This is a genomic window from Croceivirga lutea (assembly GCF_014235875.1).
In the GTDB taxonomy this organism is placed as follows: Bacteria; Bacteroidota; Bacteroidia; order Flavobacteriales; family Flavobacteriaceae; genus Croceivirga; species Croceivirga lutea.
On record NZ_JACJUK010000004.1, the window covers coordinates 81,301 to 101,269 of the forward strand.

19 protein-coding genes are annotated in these 19,969 nt (G+C 35.6%); 17 read left to right on the forward strand and 2 right to left on the reverse strand.

Features of this window, described 5'->3' with window-relative positions; translation table 11 throughout:
* The first annotated feature begins 20 nt into the window (after positions 1-20).
* Positions 21-959: a calcium/sodium antiporter gene (locus tag H5V42_RS08695; RefSeq protein WP_185782770.1), complete on the forward strand. Its 939-nt coding sequence runs from the start codon at positions 21-23 to the stop codon at positions 957-959.
* Positions 960-1,011: 52 nt separating this feature from the next.
* Here the strand turns inward: H5V42_RS08695 and H5V42_RS08700 are convergent, their stop codons facing one another.
* Positions 1,012-2,022, reverse strand: a complete 1,011-nt coding sequence (locus H5V42_RS08700) for a glutamine synthetase beta-grasp domain-containing protein (protein WP_185782771.1) — start codon at positions 2,020-2,022, stop codon at positions 1,012-1,014.
* Positions 2,023-2,275: 253 nt separating this feature from the next.
* Between H5V42_RS08700 and H5V42_RS08705 the strand changes: the two genes are divergently transcribed.
* The 16 genes from H5V42_RS08705 to H5V42_RS08780 all read left to right on the forward strand — a co-directional run bounded on the left by H5V42_RS08705 (position 2,276) and on the right by H5V42_RS08780 (position 19,058).
* Positions 2,276-4,420 (forward strand): glutamine synthetase III family protein, encoded by a 2,145-nt coding sequence (locus tag H5V42_RS08705; RefSeq protein WP_185782772.1) that lies wholly within the window; start codon positions 2,276-2,278, stop codon positions 4,418-4,420.
* Between the two features lie 557 nt (positions 4,421-4,977).
* Positions 4,978-6,195: a hypothetical protein gene (locus H5V42_RS08710; RefSeq protein WP_185782773.1), complete on the forward strand. Its 1,218-nt coding sequence runs from the start codon at positions 4,978-4,980 to the stop codon at positions 6,193-6,195.
* Between the two features lie 84 nt (positions 6,196-6,279).
* Positions 6,280-6,789: a hypothetical protein gene (locus tag H5V42_RS08715; protein ID WP_185782774.1), complete on the forward strand. Its 510-nt coding sequence runs from the start codon at positions 6,280-6,282 to the stop codon at positions 6,787-6,789.
* 6 nt (positions 6,790-6,795) lie between these two features.
* Positions 6,796-7,569, forward strand: coding sequence for a CsgE family curli-type amyloid fiber assembly protein (locus H5V42_RS08720; protein WP_185782775.1), 774 nt, complete (start codon positions 6,796-6,798; stop codon positions 7,567-7,569).
* A gap of 1 nt (position 7,570) precedes the next feature.
* Positions 7,571-7,972 (forward strand): curli assembly protein CsgF, encoded by a 402-nt coding sequence (locus tag H5V42_RS08725; RefSeq protein WP_185782776.1) that lies wholly within the window; start codon positions 7,571-7,573, stop codon positions 7,970-7,972.
* Positions 7,973-7,997: 25 nt separating this feature from the next.
* Positions 7,998-9,383 (forward strand): CsgG/HfaB family protein, encoded by a 1,386-nt coding sequence (locus H5V42_RS08730; protein ID WP_185782777.1) that lies wholly within the window; start codon positions 7,998-8,000, stop codon positions 9,381-9,383.
* 17 nt (positions 9,384-9,400) lie between these two features.
* On the forward strand, positions 9,401-10,918 hold the full coding sequence (locus H5V42_RS08735) for a carboxypeptidase-like regulatory domain-containing protein (protein WP_185782778.1): 1,518 nt from the start codon (positions 9,401-9,403) through the stop codon (positions 10,916-10,918).
* A 43-nt stretch (positions 10,919-10,961) separates the two neighbouring features.
* A complete protein-coding gene (locus tag H5V42_RS08740; protein ID WP_185782779.1) occupies positions 10,962-11,945 on the forward strand; it encodes a serine/threonine dehydratase in 984 nt (327 codons plus the stop codon).
* A 12-nt stretch (positions 11,946-11,957) separates the two neighbouring features.
* Complete coding sequence (locus H5V42_RS08745; protein WP_185782780.1) at positions 11,958-12,560, forward strand: sugar-binding protein; 603 nt, start codon at positions 11,958-11,960, stop codon at positions 12,558-12,560.
* Between the two features lie 6 nt (positions 12,561-12,566).
* The gene (locus H5V42_RS08750; protein WP_185782781.1) at positions 12,567-13,124 is read left to right on the forward strand and encodes a DUF1572 family protein; all 558 of its coding nucleotides are present in this window, start codon (positions 12,567-12,569) and stop codon (positions 13,122-13,124) included.
* A 54-nt stretch (positions 13,125-13,178) separates the two neighbouring features.
* The gene (locus H5V42_RS08755) at positions 13,179-13,520 is read left to right on the forward strand and encodes a zinc ribbon domain-containing protein YjdM (RefSeq protein ID WP_185782782.1); all 342 of its coding nucleotides are present in this window, start codon (positions 13,179-13,181) and stop codon (positions 13,518-13,520) included.
* A 71-nt stretch (positions 13,521-13,591) separates the two neighbouring features.
* Positions 13,592-15,292: a GMC oxidoreductase gene (locus H5V42_RS08760; protein ID WP_185782783.1), complete on the forward strand. Its 1,701-nt coding sequence runs from the start codon at positions 13,592-13,594 to the stop codon at positions 15,290-15,292.
* 2 nt (positions 15,293-15,294) lie between these two features.
* Positions 15,295-15,888 (forward strand): gluconate 2-dehydrogenase subunit 3 family protein, encoded by a 594-nt coding sequence (locus tag H5V42_RS08765; protein ID WP_185782784.1) that lies wholly within the window; start codon positions 15,295-15,297, stop codon positions 15,886-15,888.
* A gap of 1 nt (position 15,889) precedes the next feature.
* Positions 15,890-17,254 (forward strand): Gfo/Idh/MocA family protein, encoded by a 1,365-nt coding sequence (locus H5V42_RS08770; RefSeq protein WP_185782785.1) that lies wholly within the window; start codon positions 15,890-15,892, stop codon positions 17,252-17,254.
* A gap of 107 nt (positions 17,255-17,361) precedes the next feature.
* Positions 17,362-18,378: a DUF4198 domain-containing protein gene (locus H5V42_RS08775; protein ID WP_185782786.1), complete on the forward strand. Its 1,017-nt coding sequence runs from the start codon at positions 17,362-17,364 to the stop codon at positions 18,376-18,378.
* A gap of 2 nt (positions 18,379-18,380) precedes the next feature.
* Complete coding sequence (locus H5V42_RS08780; protein WP_185782787.1) at positions 18,381-19,058, forward strand: HupE/UreJ family protein; 678 nt, start codon at positions 18,381-18,383, stop codon at positions 19,056-19,058.
* Positions 19,059-19,136: 78 nt separating this feature from the next.
* On the opposite strand, the gene H5V42_RS08785 is transcribed toward H5V42_RS08780, so the two are convergent.
* Positions 19,137-19,913 carry a 3-keto-disaccharide hydrolase gene (locus H5V42_RS08785; protein WP_185782788.1) on the reverse strand — a complete coding sequence of 259 codons (777 nt, stop codon included), beginning with the start codon at positions 19,911-19,913 and terminating at the stop codon, positions 19,137-19,139.
* Positions 19,914-19,969: the final 56 nt, after the last annotated feature.

The following is a 19,969-nucleotide window of genomic DNA, read 5'->3' on the forward strand; positions in this document are numbered from 1 at the left end:
TGCCCAAATTTTGTACCCCTATGTTAGATGTTGTATTTATAATTATTGGTTTAGCCTTGCTAATTCTTGGCGGTAACTGGTTACTTAAAGCTGCAGTTGCACTGTCTTTACGATTAAACATTCCAAAAATTGTAATAGGTATGACCGTTGTTTCTTTTGCAACTTCTGCACCAGAACTCATTGTAAGTATAAAAGCTGCGTTAGATGGTTTACCAGATTTATCATTAGGCAATGTGGTAGGTTCCAACATTGCTAACCTTGGACTAGTATTGGCTATAACCGTAATCTTAGGGAGTATTGATGTGCGAAGAAGTTTTTATACCACAGATTGGCCAGTAATGATGATTGCTTCATTATTATTTGTTGGATTCATTTTTTTTGACGGAGTGTTAAACAGGTATGAAGGCATTATTATGGTGATTTTCCTTTTTCTGTTTTTAGTCTATCTATTACGCTTTCAAAAACAGGCTGTGGAAGATGAGATGCCAGAAGATGATGTCTTATTGCCACTCTATAAAACGGTATTATTCCTAGGCCTTGGTGGAGTTGCATTATGGGGGGGGTCTGAACTTTTAATAACGGGGGCTAAAAATTTAGCTGCTGCTTTAGGTGTTAGTGACCGTGTTATTGGTATTACCATTGTATCTATAGGTACCAGTATACCAGAACTAGCAGCTTCAATAATTGCCGTTATCAAAAAAGAGAAGGCAATATCTTTAGGTAATCTAATTGGTTCTAATATTTTTAATCTCTTGGCTGTATTGGGCATCACTTCTATAATTACCCCAATTTCAGTTATGGATCAAGGTTTATTAACAAGTGATATTTGGTGGATGTTGGGCATATCATTTCTAATATTACCATTGGTGTTTATACCTAAAGGGCTTCGTTTAGGATGGCGAGACGGTATCATTCTACTAGCAGTATACATTACATTTGTCTACATAACAATACAATAAAAAAAAGCCACTCAATTGAGTGGCTTTTATGGTAATATGTACTAAAGATATTTTAAACGTCTGCAGACTTCACAGTCTTTACAATTCTTGCAGCAACTTTATATGGGTCAGCATTAGAAGCAGGTCTTCTATCTTCTAACCAACCTTTCCATCCTTTTTCAACAGTCATAATTGGAATACGAATAGAAGCTCCACGGTCTGATACACCGTAGCTAAAATCTTTAATTGAAGCGGTTTCGTGTAAACCAGTTAAACGTTGGTCGTTGTATTCACCGTAAACCTCTATATGCTCTTTTGTTACCGGTCTAAATGCTTCACAAATTTTTTCATATACTTCTTGTGAACCACAAGTTCTTAAAGTAGTATTAGAGAAGTTTGCATGCATACCAGAACCATTCCAGTCACCTTTAACAGGTTTTGGATGGTATTCTATATAGTAACCGTAGCTTTCGGTTAATCTTTGTAATAAGTATCTAGCAACCCAGATTTCATCACCGGCTTTTTTAGCACCTTTAGCAAATAATTGAAATTCCCACTGACCAGCAGCAACCTCTTGGTTAATACCTTCAAAGTTTAAACCAGCCTCTAAACATAAATCTGCATGTTCTTCAACAAGGTCTCTACCCCAAGTGTTTCTACCACCAACAGAACAGTAGTATAAGCCTTGTGGACCAGGATAACCACCTACAGGGAAACCTAAAGGTAACTGCGTAGCTGTATCCATAATAAAGTACTCTTGCTCAAAACCAAACCAGAAATCGTCATCAGCATCATCAATAGTTGCTCTCGAATTAGATTCATGAGCGGTACCGTCTGCATTTAAAACTTCGGTCATTACTAAAAAACCATTTCTTCTTGCAGGGTCTGGATAGATTGCAACTGGTTTAAGTAAACAATCAGAAGAACCACCTTCTGCTTGTTTGGTTGAAGAACCATCAAAAGACCACATTGGGCAGTCTTCTAACTTACCACTGAAATCTTCTTCAATTCTAGTTTTACTTCTAATGTTGGCGGTTGGTTCATAACCGTCGAGCCATAAATACTCTAATTTTGCCTTGTTCATAATCTTGGTTATTAAACTTTAAATATTTTAAAATCAACGAACCACAAAAGTATACGATTATGTCTAAATCACAACTTTTTAATGGGTGAACTGTATATAATTCGATTAAATTTATGATGACCCCGTTAAAGAGGGGGGTTCGTTTAATAAAATCACATTTATATAGCTAGATATTACCAAATTGTTAATTTTGTAGGCGTTTGCATTTTCATATTTGCGAATGCTTTTTAACGGTTTATAAGAAAAAAGTAATATGTATAACAATTCCGGAGAAATCCAACAAAAACGCTCATCATATTTTGCTAAGAATGTATTCAATAGAGATAATATGCTTCAGTTTTTATCTCAAGATGCATTTGAGAAAGTAGAGGCTTCTATTTTTGCAGGAAAAAAGATTGACCGTAAAATTGCGGATCAAGTTGCAGAAGGTATAAAGGCCTGGGCAATTTCTCTTGGAGCAACCCATTATACGCACTGGTTTCAACCACTTACAGGAGCAACCGCAGAAAAGCACGATGCATTTTTTGATTTAATGAGTGATGGTAAACCAATGGAACGCTTTGATGGCGCGCAATTGGTACAACAAGAACCAGATGCATCTAGTTTTCCTAGTGGTGGAATTCGAAATACCTTCGAGGCAAGAGGTTATACTGCTTGGGACCCTACTTCTCCTGCCTTTGTTTATAAATCAACCCTATGTATACCTACAGTTTTTGTGGCGTATACTGGTGAGGCCTTAGATAATAAAGCTCCATTGCTAAGAGCCTTACATGCGGTAGATGAAGCAGCTACAAGCGTAGCCCAGTATTTTGACAAAAATGTGAGAAAAGTACACGCAACTTTAGGGTGGGAGCAAGAGTATTTTCTTATTGATAAAGAACTTGCACAATCTCGCCCAGATATTTTAATGACGGGTAGAACATTAATAGGTAGAGCTCCCGCAAAAGGGCAACAATTAGATGACCATTATTTTGGTGTTATACCTTCTCGAGTTCTAGAATTTATGTCTGAGTTAGAACAACATTGCACACTTTTAGGTATACCGGTAAAAACAAGACATAATGAGGTTGCACCAAACCAGTTTGAAGTAGCTCCTGTTTTTGAAGAAGCCAATCTTGCTGTAGACCACAATCTATTGTTAATGGATATTATGGATGAGGTAGCTGATAAACACGGGTTTAAAGTACTTTTTCATGAAAAGCCCTTTGCTGGCGTAAATGGTTCTGGTAAACATAATAATTGGTCTTTAGCAACAGACACTGGAACTAATCTTTTGAGTCCGGGTAAAACACCAATGAAAAACCTTCAGTTTTTAACCTTTTTTGTAAATACTATAAAAGCAGTTGACACCTATGAGGAGTTGATGCGTTCCTCAATTGCATCGGCAAGTAATGATCATAGATTAGGCGGTCAAGAGGCTCCGCCAGCCATAATGTCTGTTTTTATTGGCCAACAATTAAGTGATGTTTTAGATGAATTAGAAGGGGTGTCTAAAGGAAAATTATCACCCCAAGAAAAGACTGAGTTAAAGCTGAATGTAGTTGGTAAGATTCCAGAAATTTTATTGGATAATACAGATAGAAATAGAACATCGCCATTTGCATTTACAGGTAATAAGTTTGAAATACGAGGTGTGGGCTCAAAAATGAATTGTGCCAAGCCGATGACCATTTTAAATACTATCGTTGCTAAGCAATTAATTGACTTTAAGAAAGAAGTTGACGCTTTAATAAATAAGAAAAACCTTAAAAAAGACGAAGCTGTTTTTAATGTACTTAGAGAATATATTAAAAATTCAAAACGAATTCGATTTGATGGTGATGGTTATAGTTTTGACTGGCAAGAAGAAGCCAGAAGAAGAAAACTAAGTAATAACAAAAACACACCTGATGCTTTACAAGTTTTAACGTCTAAAGAAAGTATAGACCTTTTTTCTAGCACAAAAGTTATGAGTGAGGTTGAACTTAAAGCACACCAAGAAGTAGAATTAGACAATTACGTTTTCAATATTCAAATTGAAGGGCGCATTTTAAGTGAGTTGGTTTACAACTATATTTTACCATCTGCAATTAAATACCAGAATATGCTATTGAAAAATGTTCAAGGCATGAAAGAAGTATATGGTGCCGCGCATAAAAACTTTACCGAACCACAGCTAAATATTTTAGAGCAGATTGCTCAACATATTGCTGAAATGAAAAAAACAACAGATGCAATGTTAGATGCAAAACATAGAGCAGATAATATGGCTACTGTGGCAAAAAAAGCAAAAACATATTGTGATACCATTAAACCATTCTTTGATAAAATCAGAACAAATACTGATGAATTAGAGAAGCTTGTTGCTCATGAATATTGGCCAATCACAAAATACAGAGAATTGTTATTTATTAAATAATTGCTTTTAAAAATTATTGAATTGATAAAAAACATGTAAATAACATTGGATTAACATAAAATTAATGTGATTTTATGCACTAATCTATTCTGGTAATAATTGCTGATTTTACAGGTTATTTGTCTAAGAATGCAAAGTATACAGAAAAACATACATCCTATAAAGTAATAGTTTTAATTGATAGTAATTAAAATCTATATTTGATATGGATGTGAATAACAAAAGACACAAACAACCAAAAAGCCCCAAACTTCACTGGATAAAATGTCTTTTTAAGATTCACCTAGTTGAGCTAGTTTAAATTTCCCCCACCCCTTTGTTTATTGATGTTTATGTAGTAAAGAATGTTCTTGCATTTTTACTTCTATTTTCATCCTTCGTTCCCTCACACGTTTTTTGAATATCCTGTTTTTGTTTCCCCCACAACATAAGATTAATGTCCCAAATCAAATGTTGAGGTTAGTTCCCCTAGCCGAATGTTAATGGTTAGTAAAAGCTGTTTCAGATGATGGTCATCTACACAGATAATATGTATTAACCTTTTAATTTATTTTATTATGAGAAAATTGTATTTAAGCGCAATTGCGCTATTTGCCGGGGGAGCAATGGTAATGGCTCAAGGCAACACCAGTGATGTTGAGCAATTAGGGGTAGACCTAGATGCCAACGTAAACCAGTTTGGCTGGGGTAACTACTCTGAGGTATTGCAAGACGGTTTGTTAAACACTGCCGATGTGTATCAATACGGGTTTGATAATACCGCAATAACCCACCAAGGTATTTTTGCGGCCTTCAACTATTCAATCATAGATCAAGAAGGTGTGGGTAACTATGCACATACAGACCAAATATTAGCTGCAGCCGATAACTATGCAGATGTGTTTCAAGTAGGAGATTATAACGAATCGTACATTTTTCAAGGTGCGGGAGCATTAGCTAATACAGCTATTGTAACACAATACGGTTGGTGGAATTCCTCTTCAATTCTACAAAACGGAGTGTTTAACTGGGCAGATGTTTATCAAGATGGTGAGGGTAATACAAGTTCAGTAGAACAAGTTTCAGGTATTTTGGGTAATACTGCCGTGGTAACACAAATAGGAGAATACAATTCAAGTGATGTTACTCAAGATGGAGATTTATTATATGCTGATGTTATTCAAGTTGGTTATGGTAACAATTCAGATGTTGATCAAGTAGATGCTTTTAATACTGCACTTGTTTATCAAGATGGATCCTACAATCAAAGTAACATTACGCAGTCTGGTTTAGACAATTTTGCAACCGTTGAACAATATGGTGATGATAATTCTAGTGTAATTGAGCAAGAGAACGAATTCAACACTGCTATTGTATACCAAGACGGTGGCTATAACTGGAGTGAAATTTCTCAAACAGGGTATGCAAATACTGCTGATGTGTATTCAGTGGGTTACGGTAATGGTAGTAGAGTTAACCAAACAGGTGACTTTAACTATGCTTATGTAACACAATATGGCTATGATAACTATAGCAGAATAAACCAAGCAGGACTAGAAGATGATGCTTATGTTTATCAAGATGGGGAAGGAAACGAAAGTAGAATTTTCCAAACAGCTAATTCTTCTTACAACTATTCTGATGTATGGCAAGTAGGTAACTACAACAATAGCCACATTATTCAAGGATTAGGTTCAGATAATGAAGCTTGGGTTACTCAGCTTGGAGATTACAATTCTAGTAATATTTTCCAAGTTGGTTTCAACAATATTGCCACTGTAAACCAAGGAAATTAATTTATAAACTAAAGCAACCTAAACAGTTTATAATGGAATTGGCGCTGGGTTCACCCAGCGCCATTCTATAACAATAGATAAAAAATGAAACCTAGCACAAAAATTATTTTAAGTGTTTGTATGCTCATATTTGGTGTTTACAGTTTTGTAAATGGCCAAGTATCTGTAGAAAATGAAGAAGGCGTACTAACCGAGGAAGAATTGGTTGGTTTAGAAGAGGTTTTATTTATAGGTTCGGGAGCTTCAGGTAGTCCAACAGCTTACAATGAAGTTTACATAGAACAAGTCGGAAGTGGTAATTGGGTTGAGATTACCTCAAATACCAATGGAAATTTAGCTCAGATTTATCAAAATGGAGGTGAAAATCAAATTTTACTTTCATTAAACACCAATAATTTTTTTCATCAAATTATACAAAACGGAAATAGCAATCAGATTTTTGAATTTACCAATTCACCAAGTATGAATATTGAAGCATTATACAATCAAACAGGTGATAATAATGCACTATTTGTTCATGGTAGAAACAGTCTGTCAGAAAAAATAACAGTCAATATGTCTGGAGACCAAACCTTAATTATAAGAAGTTATTAATCAAAATTGATTACCATTAAATATTACATATTACTGCTTTTAGTAATGGTACTTTCCCCAGTATCGTCTCAGATATATAATGCAGAAATTGAAGCAAACATCACCTTTGAAGGAGAGGTTGAAACAGCCACTACAATATCTTGTGAGGCCTTTAATAAAACCGAGATAAACAGAACAATATCTTACCGATTTTCAACTATAAAAAAAGCTAACGGAAATCTAGCCACTACAGAACAAAGTGGTAGAGCCGTTCTCGTTGCAAACGAGAAAAAAGTACTCTCGCAATCAACAATAAACTTCTCAACAAAAGATACCACTATAGTAATGCTTCTTATCTACGAAGATGAAAAAATAGTTGGTAAATCTAGAAAAGTATTTCATGGCCTTAATGATAAAGGAGATTTAAACGATAGAGAAATACTAACAGATAGGGATAATCAAGATTTAGACATACAAGACTCTAAAAAAGATGGTATTGAGCTACGTGGTATGGTTATAGAAGACACCAAAACCAAACCAGGAAGAGATTTTTATCAATACTTCTACTCACAATACTTAAACAAAAATATTAATGGAAATGAAATTGTAACCATTAAAGAAGAACTAGGTATGGCAAACACGACCAGAATGAAAGTTTTGGTGGGTGATAAAGCTGTGGCCGAGTTCTTCTTAAATCCTAGAAACGATTTTATAAGACAGATGGCAGAAGCCTCAATTGTAAGAGTACAACGCTATTTTCTTATGAAAGAAAAAACCAAACAACAAACCTTAAGATACTAATATGAAACTGATTTGTACCCTCGCATTATTTTTAATAGCCTACAGTTTTAGTTATTCACAACAACTGGTTTATACCCCCAAAAATCCGTTTTTAGGAGGTAACAATCCTTTTTATTATCAACAATTATTAGCCGCAGCAGATGCACAAAATTCATTCACAGACCCCAATGCGGCTGATGAAGACGAATCGGATTTGGAAGAATTTCAAGAAGCCTTAAATAGACAATTATTGGACCAAATTACGAGATCAGTACTTGGTGCTCAATTGGGTGATGGTTTGCAAGAAGGCACCTTTACTGTTGGAGACTTGTCTTTGGAAATTTTTAGCGCTCCAGAGGGTCTTGTAATTAATATTCTAGATACGAGAACAGGGGAGCAAACTCAGATTATTATTCCAAATTAATCATAGCTTTTAAAACGAGATACTTATGAAATTAAGACCATTTATAGTATTGGTTGTTTGTATCGGCTTTTTAAGTGGCTGTGGTACATATTTTAATCAACCGTATGATTTTCAACAACCTCGATTGGGTGAAACCATAAATACCCGTGAACCGTTTAAAAATCTACCTAAACCTAGCGAACCTGTAGTTGTAGGTGTTTATAATTTTAAAGACCAGACCGGGCAATACAAAGCCGTTGAAACAGGTAGTACATTCAGCACAGCCGTGCCGCAGGGTGCTACTACAATGATGATTAAGGCTTTAGAAGATTCAGAATGGTTTACACCAATAGAAAGAGAAAACTTAGCCAATCTCTTAAATGAAAGAAACATAATAAGAACCACAAGAGAAGAGTATAGGCGTAGTAATCAGCAAGATGTTAAACCGTTACCTCCACTATTGTTTGCAGGCATATTGTTAGAAGGGGGTATTATTTCGTACGATACTAATACAATGACAGGCGGTATAGGTGCTCGTTATTTTGGTGCTGGTGGCTCATCTCAATATCGCCAAGACAGAATTACCGTTTATTTAAGAGCAGTTTCAACCTCTACAGGTAAAATTTTAAAAACAGTTTATGTTAGCAAAACCATACTTTCTCAAAGTATAGACGCTAGTTTATTTCGATTTGTAAGCTTTCAGCGTTTAATGGAGGCAGAAACTGGTTTTACAAGAAATGAACCTATACAACTTGCCCTAAAAGAAGCCATAGAAAAATCTGTAGAAGCTTTAATTATAGAAGGTATAGAAGAAAAAATTTGGAAACCTAAAGCAACAGATGCTGAAATTTCGGGTTTGCTACATAGATACAATAAGGAAAAAGATAACGTAGAAAATACACTCCTTTTTAAAAGACCAAAAATAGACAGAGCGCATGATAATGCATTTATTGTTAGAGCTGGTTTACCTTTTTTGAATGCAGATTTTAACGATAAAGACCCAGGTTTCAGTGGTTCTCTTACGTATCAAAAGGCAATAAGTTCTCATTTTGCTGCTGGTCTTACCTTAGGCTATTATAATTTGTACAATCCTCAAACATTTACCAGAGAGTATGTAAGCTATGAAGCCAATTTAAATTATGACTTTATTCCTTACGATAACTTTGGTCCCTTTGTTTATGGGGGTGTAGGTTATATAGACTATTTGCGTTCAGAAGATAGTAGTCTAGAATCAGCAAGTTCTTTAAAATTACAAGTTGGAGCAGGTTTAGACTTAAACATATCTAAGCGAATGAGTTTACAACTTTTTGCTGAAAATCATTTTACATTCAATGATAGAATTGACGGTTATACCAACGGTAAGAGAGATGATTATTTCTACAATTTCGGTGTGGGACTAAAATACAAAGTGGGAAAAAATAAAATTAAGTAAGCCAAACTACAAAAGCCATGAAGTTTTACAAACAAACCATATTTATCGTCTTATTAAGTTTTCTTTTCAACTCCTGTTCAGAAGATACCATAGACCAAATTCAATTTGGAACCCTTACAGGTAAAGTAGTTATAAAAGATACTAACGAACCTTTAGAAAATGTACAAATATCTACGAACCCCGTATCAACTGTGGTTTTTACAGATGTTAACGGCGAATTTGAAATAACAGAAATACAAGTAGGTGAGTATTCTGTACAGGCCGAGTTATCTGAGTATATCACATCTTTTGAACCAGCAAGTGTTTCACCAGATAGAACATCAAACCTAGCTATTTCTCTAGAATTGATAGATGCAACAAATATATCTCCTTTAGAGCCTATATTATTGACACCAGAAGATGGAACTAAAAATATTGCCACTACTGTAAATTTTGCTTGGATGTCGAGTGATAATGATGATGATGAGGTGTTGTATAATTTTGAATTAAGAGATGCACAAGGAACTGTATTAGAAGCCTTCGATGACCTAAAAGACACTGTTGTAACAGTAAACGATTTGGTAATCGGCTCCAATTATTTCTGGCAAGTACAAGCGGTTGATGGTGTAAACGACCCCGTACAGAGTAAAATTAGTTCTTTTGAAACCCAAGGTATAGGTCAGAATCGTTTTGTTTTTGTTAAAAATGTAAATGGTAACAACGTAGTGTATTCAGGTAACGAGCCTGGAGTAATTGCCGGTGGAACAGAGCCAGACCAAGATGTGGTTAAGTTAACAAGTGAAGCAACCAATAGCTATCGTCCTAGAAAAAATGAGTTGGTATCAAAAATTGCATTTTTAAGAAACGTGGGGGCAGAAACGCATTTATTTACCATGGGCCTAGATGGAAAAAATATGCAGCAAATTACAGCTACAATACCTGTATCTGGCTTTAGACAAAATGAAATTGATTTTTGTTGGAGTGCAGATGGCTCAAGAATTTTCTATCCGAGCTTAAACAAGTTATATGCTATAAATAATGATGGTGGTGGATTAGAAGTAGTTTATGAAGCACCAAGTGGAACATTTATTTCAGAAGTAGCGGCTAACGGTGTTAATTCCACCCTGGTAGTTAAAACCAATGATGCTGCGGGCTACAACGCCAGATTAATTTTAGTAGATGCTACAACCGGATTAGAAACGTTAGCAATTCTGGAAGGATTACCTGGTGCAATTGGTGGAATTGACTATTCATTTGATGGAAATTTAGTGTTATTTACAAGGGATGTTAGTGGAACAGAAAATGACCTTTACCGTCGTTTAGATTCAAGAATTTTCGAATATAATTTGGCAACAACTGAGCAAATAGAATTTGATACTGAAAAATTAGCAGGTCAAAATGATTTAGACCCCATTTATATTGAAGATGAGGGTGCTGTACTCTTTGTAGCCACTTCTAACGATGGTGTTTCTGAAAAACAAATTGTAAGGGTAAAACGAAGTACCCAGATAGATCGAGAAGTTATTTTTACAAACGCATTTATGCCAGAATTTTAACAGGGTGTAAAAACCAATTATCTTTGATAGCATAGCTAAAATTATGCTCGAATTAAAAGATATTGTTGCTGCGCAGAAGCGCATTTCCCCATACATTAATGAAACGCCAATTCTAGCATCTAAACTATTAAACAGTTGGTTGGGTCATGAAGTGTTTTTCAAGTGCGAGAATTTTCAAAAAATAGGTGCTTTTAAAGCTCGGGGTGCTTTAAATACCGTTTCATGGTTACTAGAAACTGGTCAAAAACCAGCTAAAATTGTGGCAAATAGTTCTGGTAATCATGCACAAGCCGTAGCATTTGCGGGTCAGCAATTTGGTATACCAGTAACCATATTTATGCCAGACTATTCGTCTAAAGTCAAAATACAAGCAACCAAAGGTTATGGAGCCGAAGTTGTTCTAAGCAAAACAAGAGATATTACAGATAGTTTGGTTCGAGAAGCTGCAAAAGAGAACGGTGTTTATTGGATACCACCATTTAATCATGAACAGGTAATTTGCGGACAAGGTACGGCCACACTAGAGGCTCTAAATGCAATTGAAAATATTGATGCCGTTTTTACACCTTGTGGTGGTGGCGGTCTTACCTCCGGTTCTTTGGTAGCAACTAAAGGCATTTCTCCAAAAATAAAGATGTTTGGCGTTGAACCTTTACAGGCTAATGACGCAGCACAATCGTTAAGAACAGGTGTGATTCAAAGTTTAAAGGGCATTCCAAAAACCTTAGCTGATGGTGCTATGACCATGGCAATTGGTGATATTACTTTTGAATATTTAAAACGGTTAGATGGTTTTTTTGAAGTCGATGAAGAAGAAATAGTGTATTGGACACAATGGTTAACACATTTACTAAAAATACGGCTAGAACCAACTTGTGCTATGACTATGGGTGGGGTAATGCAATGGTTAAAAACCCAAGAAACAAAACAAAGAGTTGTTGTAATAATTACGGGGGGTAATGTAGACCAACCTACTACACAAAAAATTTGGGATAAAGATTGTTTAACAACCTTGCCTGTGCTATAAATACGCTTATTGATGAAAGAATTCAGAATTTCAAAATTAACATCTGAGCTAAGTTGGAATCAAGCGGCAACTCTTAAAGATTTTGACTATCCTTGGCAAAATGCAACTCCACCAAAAACTATTTTCAAAGCCTTTTATGATGAAGAGTGTATTCATTTTAAATTCATCGCCTACGGACCAAAACCCTTGGTTTATGTAAAAACTAATCATAAAATAGAAGTCACAAAATCTGAGCGGGTAGAAATTTTTTTCAGAAGTAATGATAACATGCAACCTTATTATTGTTTAGAAATGGACCCAAAAGGTAGGGTCTTGGATTACAGGGCAGATTATTACCGCAAGTTTGATAGACAGTGGCAGTGGCCAGACAAATTACATGTAAAAACAAAGGTTTTTAAAGAATACTATAGTTTACAGGGAAAGTTGAGTTTTGCTACTTTAGCAAAACTAGGTTTACTTCAAGACAATATAATTGAGATAGGTCTTTATCGAGGTCATTGCCTTGAATTAAATGGAGAAAACGCAACCATAAATTGGATTAGTTGGGTTGATAGTAAAACTTCAGAACCAGATTTTCATGTACCTTCTTCTTTTGGGAAACTTGTTTTAAAATAGATTGCTATGACTATTGAATTTCTAGATAGTGCCCGTAAACAATTCGAATATTATAAATCTTTAGGAGATAAGACGTTTGACCAGTTAGATGAAGCAGATTTTTTTTGGCAATACAACGCAGAATCAAACTCAATTGCTATACTAGTTAACCATTTAACGGGTAATATGCTTTCTAGATGGACAGATTTTTTAAGCTCAGATGGAGAAAAATCTTGGCGTAATAGAGACCAAGAGTTTGAATCTGCGTTAAAAACAAAAGAAGAAGTTTTAAAAAAGTGGAGCCTTGGTTGGGAGTGTTTGTTTACCGCTCTAGATGGTATAAACCCAGATAATTTTACTACTAAAATTTATATTCGAAATCAAGAACACTCCATTATTGACGCCATTCATAGACAATTACCACACTATGCTTCACACATAGGGCAAATAGTTTTTATTGGTCGTATGCTAAAAGGTTCAGCTTGGCAAAGTCTTTCAATACCTAAAGGTAAATCTTCAGAGTTTAATAAAGCTAAGTTTGCAAAAGGCAAACATTTAGGGCATCATACAGATGATGTAGTATAGTGATTTGTAAAATCTAAGTTACCTTCGTTTTCCTTAAATTAAAGTATTTCACCTATGTCAGATGAAATGAAACCTTGCCCATTTTGTCAATCTCCTTATGGTTATGCCTTATCAGCTGTACGCTATGCCTGTCCAGAATGTGGTCAAGAATGGAATACAAATGAGGAAATAGAAGATCCCAAAGACCAAGTTGTAGATAGTAATGGTAATGTGTTATTTAATGGAGACACCATAATAGTTATCAAAGATTTACCAGTAAAGGGTGCGCCAAAGCCAGTAAAAGCCGGGACTAAAGTTAAAAACATTCGTTTAGTAGAAGGTGACCATGACATCAGTTGTAAAATTGACGGTTTTGGAGCCATGGGTTTAAAATCACAATTTGTGAGAAAAGCGTAAGACCTAAGTATTCAGTTAAAGGTGATTATTTTTTTCTTTATCTTAAAGGCAACTAAACTGAATAAAAAAACATGCCAAAATTTAATATTGATGCTGACCCTCAGCATACGTATGATGCCATTGTTATTGGCTCAGGTATAAGTGGGGGTTGGGCGGCAAAAGAACTCTGTGAAAAAGGACTCAAAACTTTAGTTCTGGAAAGAGGCCCAATAGTAGAACACGTTGTAGATTATAAAACAGCAAATTGGGACCCATGGGATATGGATTATCGGGGAGCATTAACTCCCGAACAACGCAAAAAACATTATAAGAATATTAGAACAGGTTTTGTTGGTCAAGACACTGAACATTTTTATGCTAATGATGAAGAAAACCCATATACAGAAGTAAAACCGTTTTTATGGGTTCGTGGTCACCAAATGGGTGGTAGGTCACTACTGTGGGGAAAACAAACCTACCGATGGAGCGAACTAGATTTTGAAGAAAATGCTCGTGATGGTTACGGTGTTGATTGGCCTATTCGCTATAAAGATTTAGAACCTTGGTATACCTACGTTGAAAAATATGCAGGTATAAGTGGTGAAGCATTGGGTTTAAAACAACTACCAGACAGTCACTTTTTACCTCCAATGGAATTAAATTGTGTTGAAAAGCATGTAAAAAAACGGGTAGAAAGAGATTTTCCTGGCCGGCATATGATAATTGGTAGGGTTGCTCATTTAACCCAGCCACATAATGGCAGAGGGCAATGTCAATATCGAAATCGATGCAGTAGAGGTTGCCCTTATGGAGCTTATTTTAGTAGTAATGCGGTTACTTTACCCGCCGCAAACGCAACTGGCAATTTAACTTTTAGACCCTATTCTATTGTACAGTCCATAATGTATGATGACACCACTGGAAAAGCCTCAGGTGTAAGAATAATAGATGCAGAAACAAATAAAGATATTGAATACAAAGCCAAAATCATTTTTTGTAATGCCTCTACCTTAAGTACTACACAAATCTTATTAAATTCAACATCAGATAGATTCCCAGAGGGTATGGGTAATGATAGTGGAGAATTAGGTCATAATTTAATGGATCATACCTATCGGGTTGGTGCAGTTGCTAAAGTTGAAGGTTTTGATGACAAATATTATAAAGGACGACGACCAAACGGAATTTATATTCCGCGCTATTATAATTTAGATAACGAGACCCATACCGATAAATTCCTTAGAGGTTTTGGTTTTCAAGGAGCCGGCTACAGAGGTGGTAATGCTGCTAATATTAACGGTTTTGGTGCTGAATTTAAAGATAAAGCTATGAAACCCGGTCCTTGGGAATTTTTCATAACTGGCTTTGCTGAGTGTTTGCCCTATCACGAAAATAAGGTGTATCTCAACAAAGAAGTGACAGACAAATGGGGGCAACCCACCTTATCTATAGATTGTGAATACAAAGAAAACGAGTTGGCCCAAAACAAGCAGATACAAATAGACGCTGTAGAAATGTTAGAGAAGGCCGGTCTTACAGATGTTGTAGGTTTTGATAAGCAGCACGAACCTGGTTTTGGTATTCATGAAATGGGTACGGCCCGTATGGGTAAAGACCCTAAGACTTCAGTTTTAAATGGTACAAATCAAATACATGCAGTAAAAAATGTATTTGTAACAGACGGTGCATGTATGACTTCAAACTCTTGTGTAAATCCGTCATTAACATATATGGCATTAACAGCCAGAGCAGCAAATCATGCTGTGGAAGAACTTAAAAAAATGAACCTCTAGTTATGAATAGGAGAAAAGCACTAAAATTTACAGGAAATATGGCCGTAGCAGCAGTTGCTGGGCCATCATTATTATCATTATTTCAATCGTGTAAAAATACGGTTAGGGCAGATTGGCAGCCCGAATTTCTCATCCAAAAGGAGGCTTCTTTTTTAAGCACATTTGTAGATATGATTTTGCCAGCCACAGATACACCTGGCGCATTAGATGTAAAAGCAGATATGTTTATGGATAAGGTGATGGCAAATGTTTATGATGATGCAGGCAAAAAAGCTATGAGAGCAAATATTGCTCAATTTAACGCAGACTGTGAAGCTAACTTTGGAAAAGAATTTGCCGAACTAAATAAAGCTGATAGAATTAAAGTACTAGAAAAAGAAGAAGCCAAAGGAGGGCAATTTGGGCAAGGAGTATGGGGCACAGCGGTAGGTCCTCAAGAACCTGTTGGTTTTTATAAGTCACTTAAAAGTATGACCCTTTGGGCCTATACTTCCTCAGAAGAAATAGGTAAAAATGTGTTGAATTACGACCCAGTTCCAGGCGGCTATGATGGTTGTATACCAGTGAGTGCTGTTGGTAATAAGTGGACATTATAAAATGGGAGCATCATTTTATATTAATAGGCGTAATTTTTTAAAGAGTGCTACAGCTGCAATGGCCTTGTCCTCTTTTGGAGCGTATGGGCTAGACTTGATGCATTCTCAAAAAATATGGCGTGTTGGCTTAATTGGTTGTGGGTGGTATGGTAAGAGTGATTTGTTTAAATTAATTCAAGTAGCCAATGTTGAGGTTGTTTCACTTTGTGATGTTGATCAAAAACATTTAAATGAAGCAGCAATTCTAGTTGCTGAACGTCAAAAATCTAGAAGGCAACCTAGATTATATGCTGACTATCGTAAAATGTTAGCAGAAAAAGACTTGGATATTGTGCTTATTGGCTCACCAGACCATTGGCATGCGCTGCAAGCAATTGAAGCGCTAGATGCGGGTGCACATTTATATCTTCAAAAACCAATAAGTGTAGATGTTTTGGAAGGAGAAGCAATTTTGGCAAAAGCAAGGGCTGTTGGTAAAAAAGTACAGATTGGTACCCAGCGTAGAAGTACGCCACATTTAATTGATGCAAAGAAAACCATAATCGAAGCTGGTCTATTGGGTAAAATCTCTCATGCTGAGGTATTTTGCTATTATCATATGCGTTGGAATGCAAATCCACCAGTAATTGAAGTGCCAAGCCATTTTGATTATGAAATGTGGGCAGGTCCCGCACCAAAGTTACCTTTTGTTGGGTTACCCCATGGAAGGTGGAGAGCGTTTATGGAATATGGTAACGGAATTGTGGGTGATATGTGTGTTCATATGTTCGATGCCGTTAGGTGGATGTTGGGTTTGGGCTGGCCTAAAAAAATTAGCTCAACGGGAGGTATTTATGTGCAAAAAGATGCTATAGCCAATATTTCAGACACTCAAAATGCAGTTTTTGAGTATGATGATTTTAATTGTGTTTGGCAGCATCGTTCATGGGGAACAGCAGCTGACCCAGAATACCCTTGGGGCTTTACTATTTATGGCGAAAATGGAACGCTAAAAGCAGACGTTTTTAAATATGAGTTTATACCTAATGGTGAAGGTAAAACCATTAAGAAAAATGTTATTTATGAACGCGAAAAATATCCTGAAGACCTTAAAGAAAAGCGAATTGAACTACATACTGCTCCCGCTACAAGAGGACAAATGTTAGATTTATTGGCGGCTATAGAACAAGATAAATTACCAGTTGCAGATGTTAAGGAAGGTCATATCTCCACTGCTAGTTGCATATTGGCAAATATGGCAATGAAGCTAAATAGACCTCTTTCGTATGATTTTGAGCATAAAATTGTCGTAGACGATGAAGAAGCTACTGCATTGTTAAAAAGAGAATATCGAGGGCCTTGGCAACACCCGTACGCATCATCCTAACTACCATAACAACTTAGAAATGGTTTAATCTATGATTGATTTTTAGATTAAAAGTAAATGAACCCTTGGTAAATTTACTTCGTAAATGAATTACTAAACATATAATGATGCGTAAAATCTTATTCCTTGTATTTGCTATTTTCCTTTTGTGTAGTCACGATTTGTATCTAAAAATGGATTCCTATTTTTTAGACGTCAATCAAGAAGCGGTAGTAAGTCTTTACAATGGTACATTTGAAAAAAGTGAAAATATCATTACAAGAAATCGTATTCAAGACGCATCAATTGTAATAAATGGTAAGAGAAAAGCTATTGATTCAACCCAATGGATTGATAAGGATACTACTATCACACAACTTGTTTTTACTCCCCAAAAAGAAGGAACTTATTTAGCTGGTGTATCAACTAAACCAAGAAATATAGCGTTATCAGCAGATAAATTCAATAGCTACTTAGAGCACGATGGTGTTTTAGATATGCTAGAAGCGCGTAAAAGGCAAGACTTACTAGAAGAAGATGCTGTAGAAAGTTATCAAAAACACGTTAAAGCAATTTATCAGGTTGGAAAAGCTAAAACACAAGATTGGAGTGCCGTTCTTGGATATCCCATAGAATTTGTTCCTAAAGTAAATCCGTACGAAAAATATAGCGGTGAAAGTTTAGCGCTGCAATTGCTTTTAGATGGTAAACCCTTGCCTAATCAATTGGTGTATGCGGACTATTTACAACCTAAAAATAGCCATTCCCATGAATCTGAAGCACATTCTCATGAACATGGTGAATCTACGCATTCTCATGATAATGCAAAACAAGAAGAGCATTCACATACCAGTGGACAACAATTACGAACTAACGAAGAAGGTATTGTAGAAGTACAATTACCAGAAGATGGAATTTACTATGTGCGTACAATTTATATGACTTCTGTAGATAACCATGAGGAGCTTACGCATGAGTCTAAGTGGGCTACACTAACTTTTGAGGTAACGCATAAGCATGGTTCAGATACGCATACTCATGATGAAGACCATCATCACGAATCTTCATTTCCCAAATGGATTTTTATTCTAGGAAGTGTAGTTTTAGTGGGAATCTTATTTTTTGTTTTTAGAAAAAAGAGCTAGTAGTGAAAATAGTTTACCATAGCATAACTTTTCTTTTTTTTCTTCTTTTTCCATTTCTAGCATTAGCACATGATGTTAGTAGTGCTGACCAAGAAATACTGCGAGCAGGTGGTCTGTTGGCCTATGTAAGGGTAGGTGCTACGCATATGCTCACAGGCTATGACCACTTATTATTTTTAGCTGGGGTGGTTTTTTATTTAAATAGCTTTAAAGATATTTTAAAGTTTATAACAATATTTACCATTGGGCATTGTATCACATTAATTGGAGCAACATATTTAGGTGTTACTGCAAATGAACATATAGTAGATGCCGTAATTGCGTTAAGTGTCTTGTATAAAGGCTTTGAGAACCTCGGAGGTTTTGAAAAATTAAAAATTACCTCGCCAAATTTATTAGCAATGGTTGCGCTTTTTGGTTTGATACATGGTTTTGGATTGTCAACCCGGTTGCAATCTTTTGATATGGGAGAAAACCAGTTTCTAGCTAAAATACTTTGCTTTAATTTAGGAGTTGAAGTGGGGCAGGTACTCGCCTTAATACCTATAATTTTCATTATTAAATATTCAAGAAAATCGAAACATTTTTCAGCGTTCTATAAAGCTGTTAATTGGTATTTAGTAATTGCTGGTATTGGTTTGTTTTTTTATCAAATGAAAGGGTATTTTATGGGGCATTAAAATTGCAAGCAGGCTATGTGTTAAAGCAAAATAGTTCTTTAATTAGAACAATTGTAACGGATGTAAAATAGAAATCTATTACAATTCTCTAATCTTCATATTTCTGAACCAAACATCAAAATACCAATTTTGAAGCGCAATTTTACCTTGGGTATTTTTTCCGAACTCTGGTCTTTCTGCAAAACCAGAACCACTAACTTTATTAAGCCACTCCGGTGATTTAAAATCTTCTTTTGCAGTTAGAACACCATTCAAGTAAAATTCAATTTTACCATCTTTTTGTTTAATAGTAGAGGTGTTCCATTTACCAGTTGGTTTTACTTCCACTGGATTAATTTGATCTTGAAAACCATACAAACACCCAGGGCTTTTTGCCTTTGCGGCATAGTCCATATGATCAGTATCTAACATTTGGTATTCTGGCCCAGAATGAAAAGTCTGTAATATTTCTGGTTTTTCTTGTACATTAATAAAAACCCCGCTATTACCACGAGCAGCAATTTTCCAATCAAAAGTTAATTCATAATTTTCATAGGAATTATCTGTAATTAAATCGCCCCTAGTTCGTGACTCGTCTGTGGCGTTGCAATATAACAGGCCATCTTGAACTTGCCACGCAGAATATTGTGTGGAATCTGGCTTATTATACAAATGCCAACCATCTAAGGTCTCACCATCAAAAAGTAACTGCCAACCTTGTTCTTTTTCAATAGCTAATAACTGATTGTGAACTTCATTTTGTTCAGCAATTTTCTTGGTATTCCATTCACCAGTAGTAGATTTTTTTTCCTGTTTGCAAGAAGAATTCAAAATCATTAGCGCAAAACTTAATAGAAAAATTACTTTTTTGAACATGTTTAGTTTAGTTAGAATTGGGAAAATACTAAATTCTTAGTGTAAAGTAGTTGGCA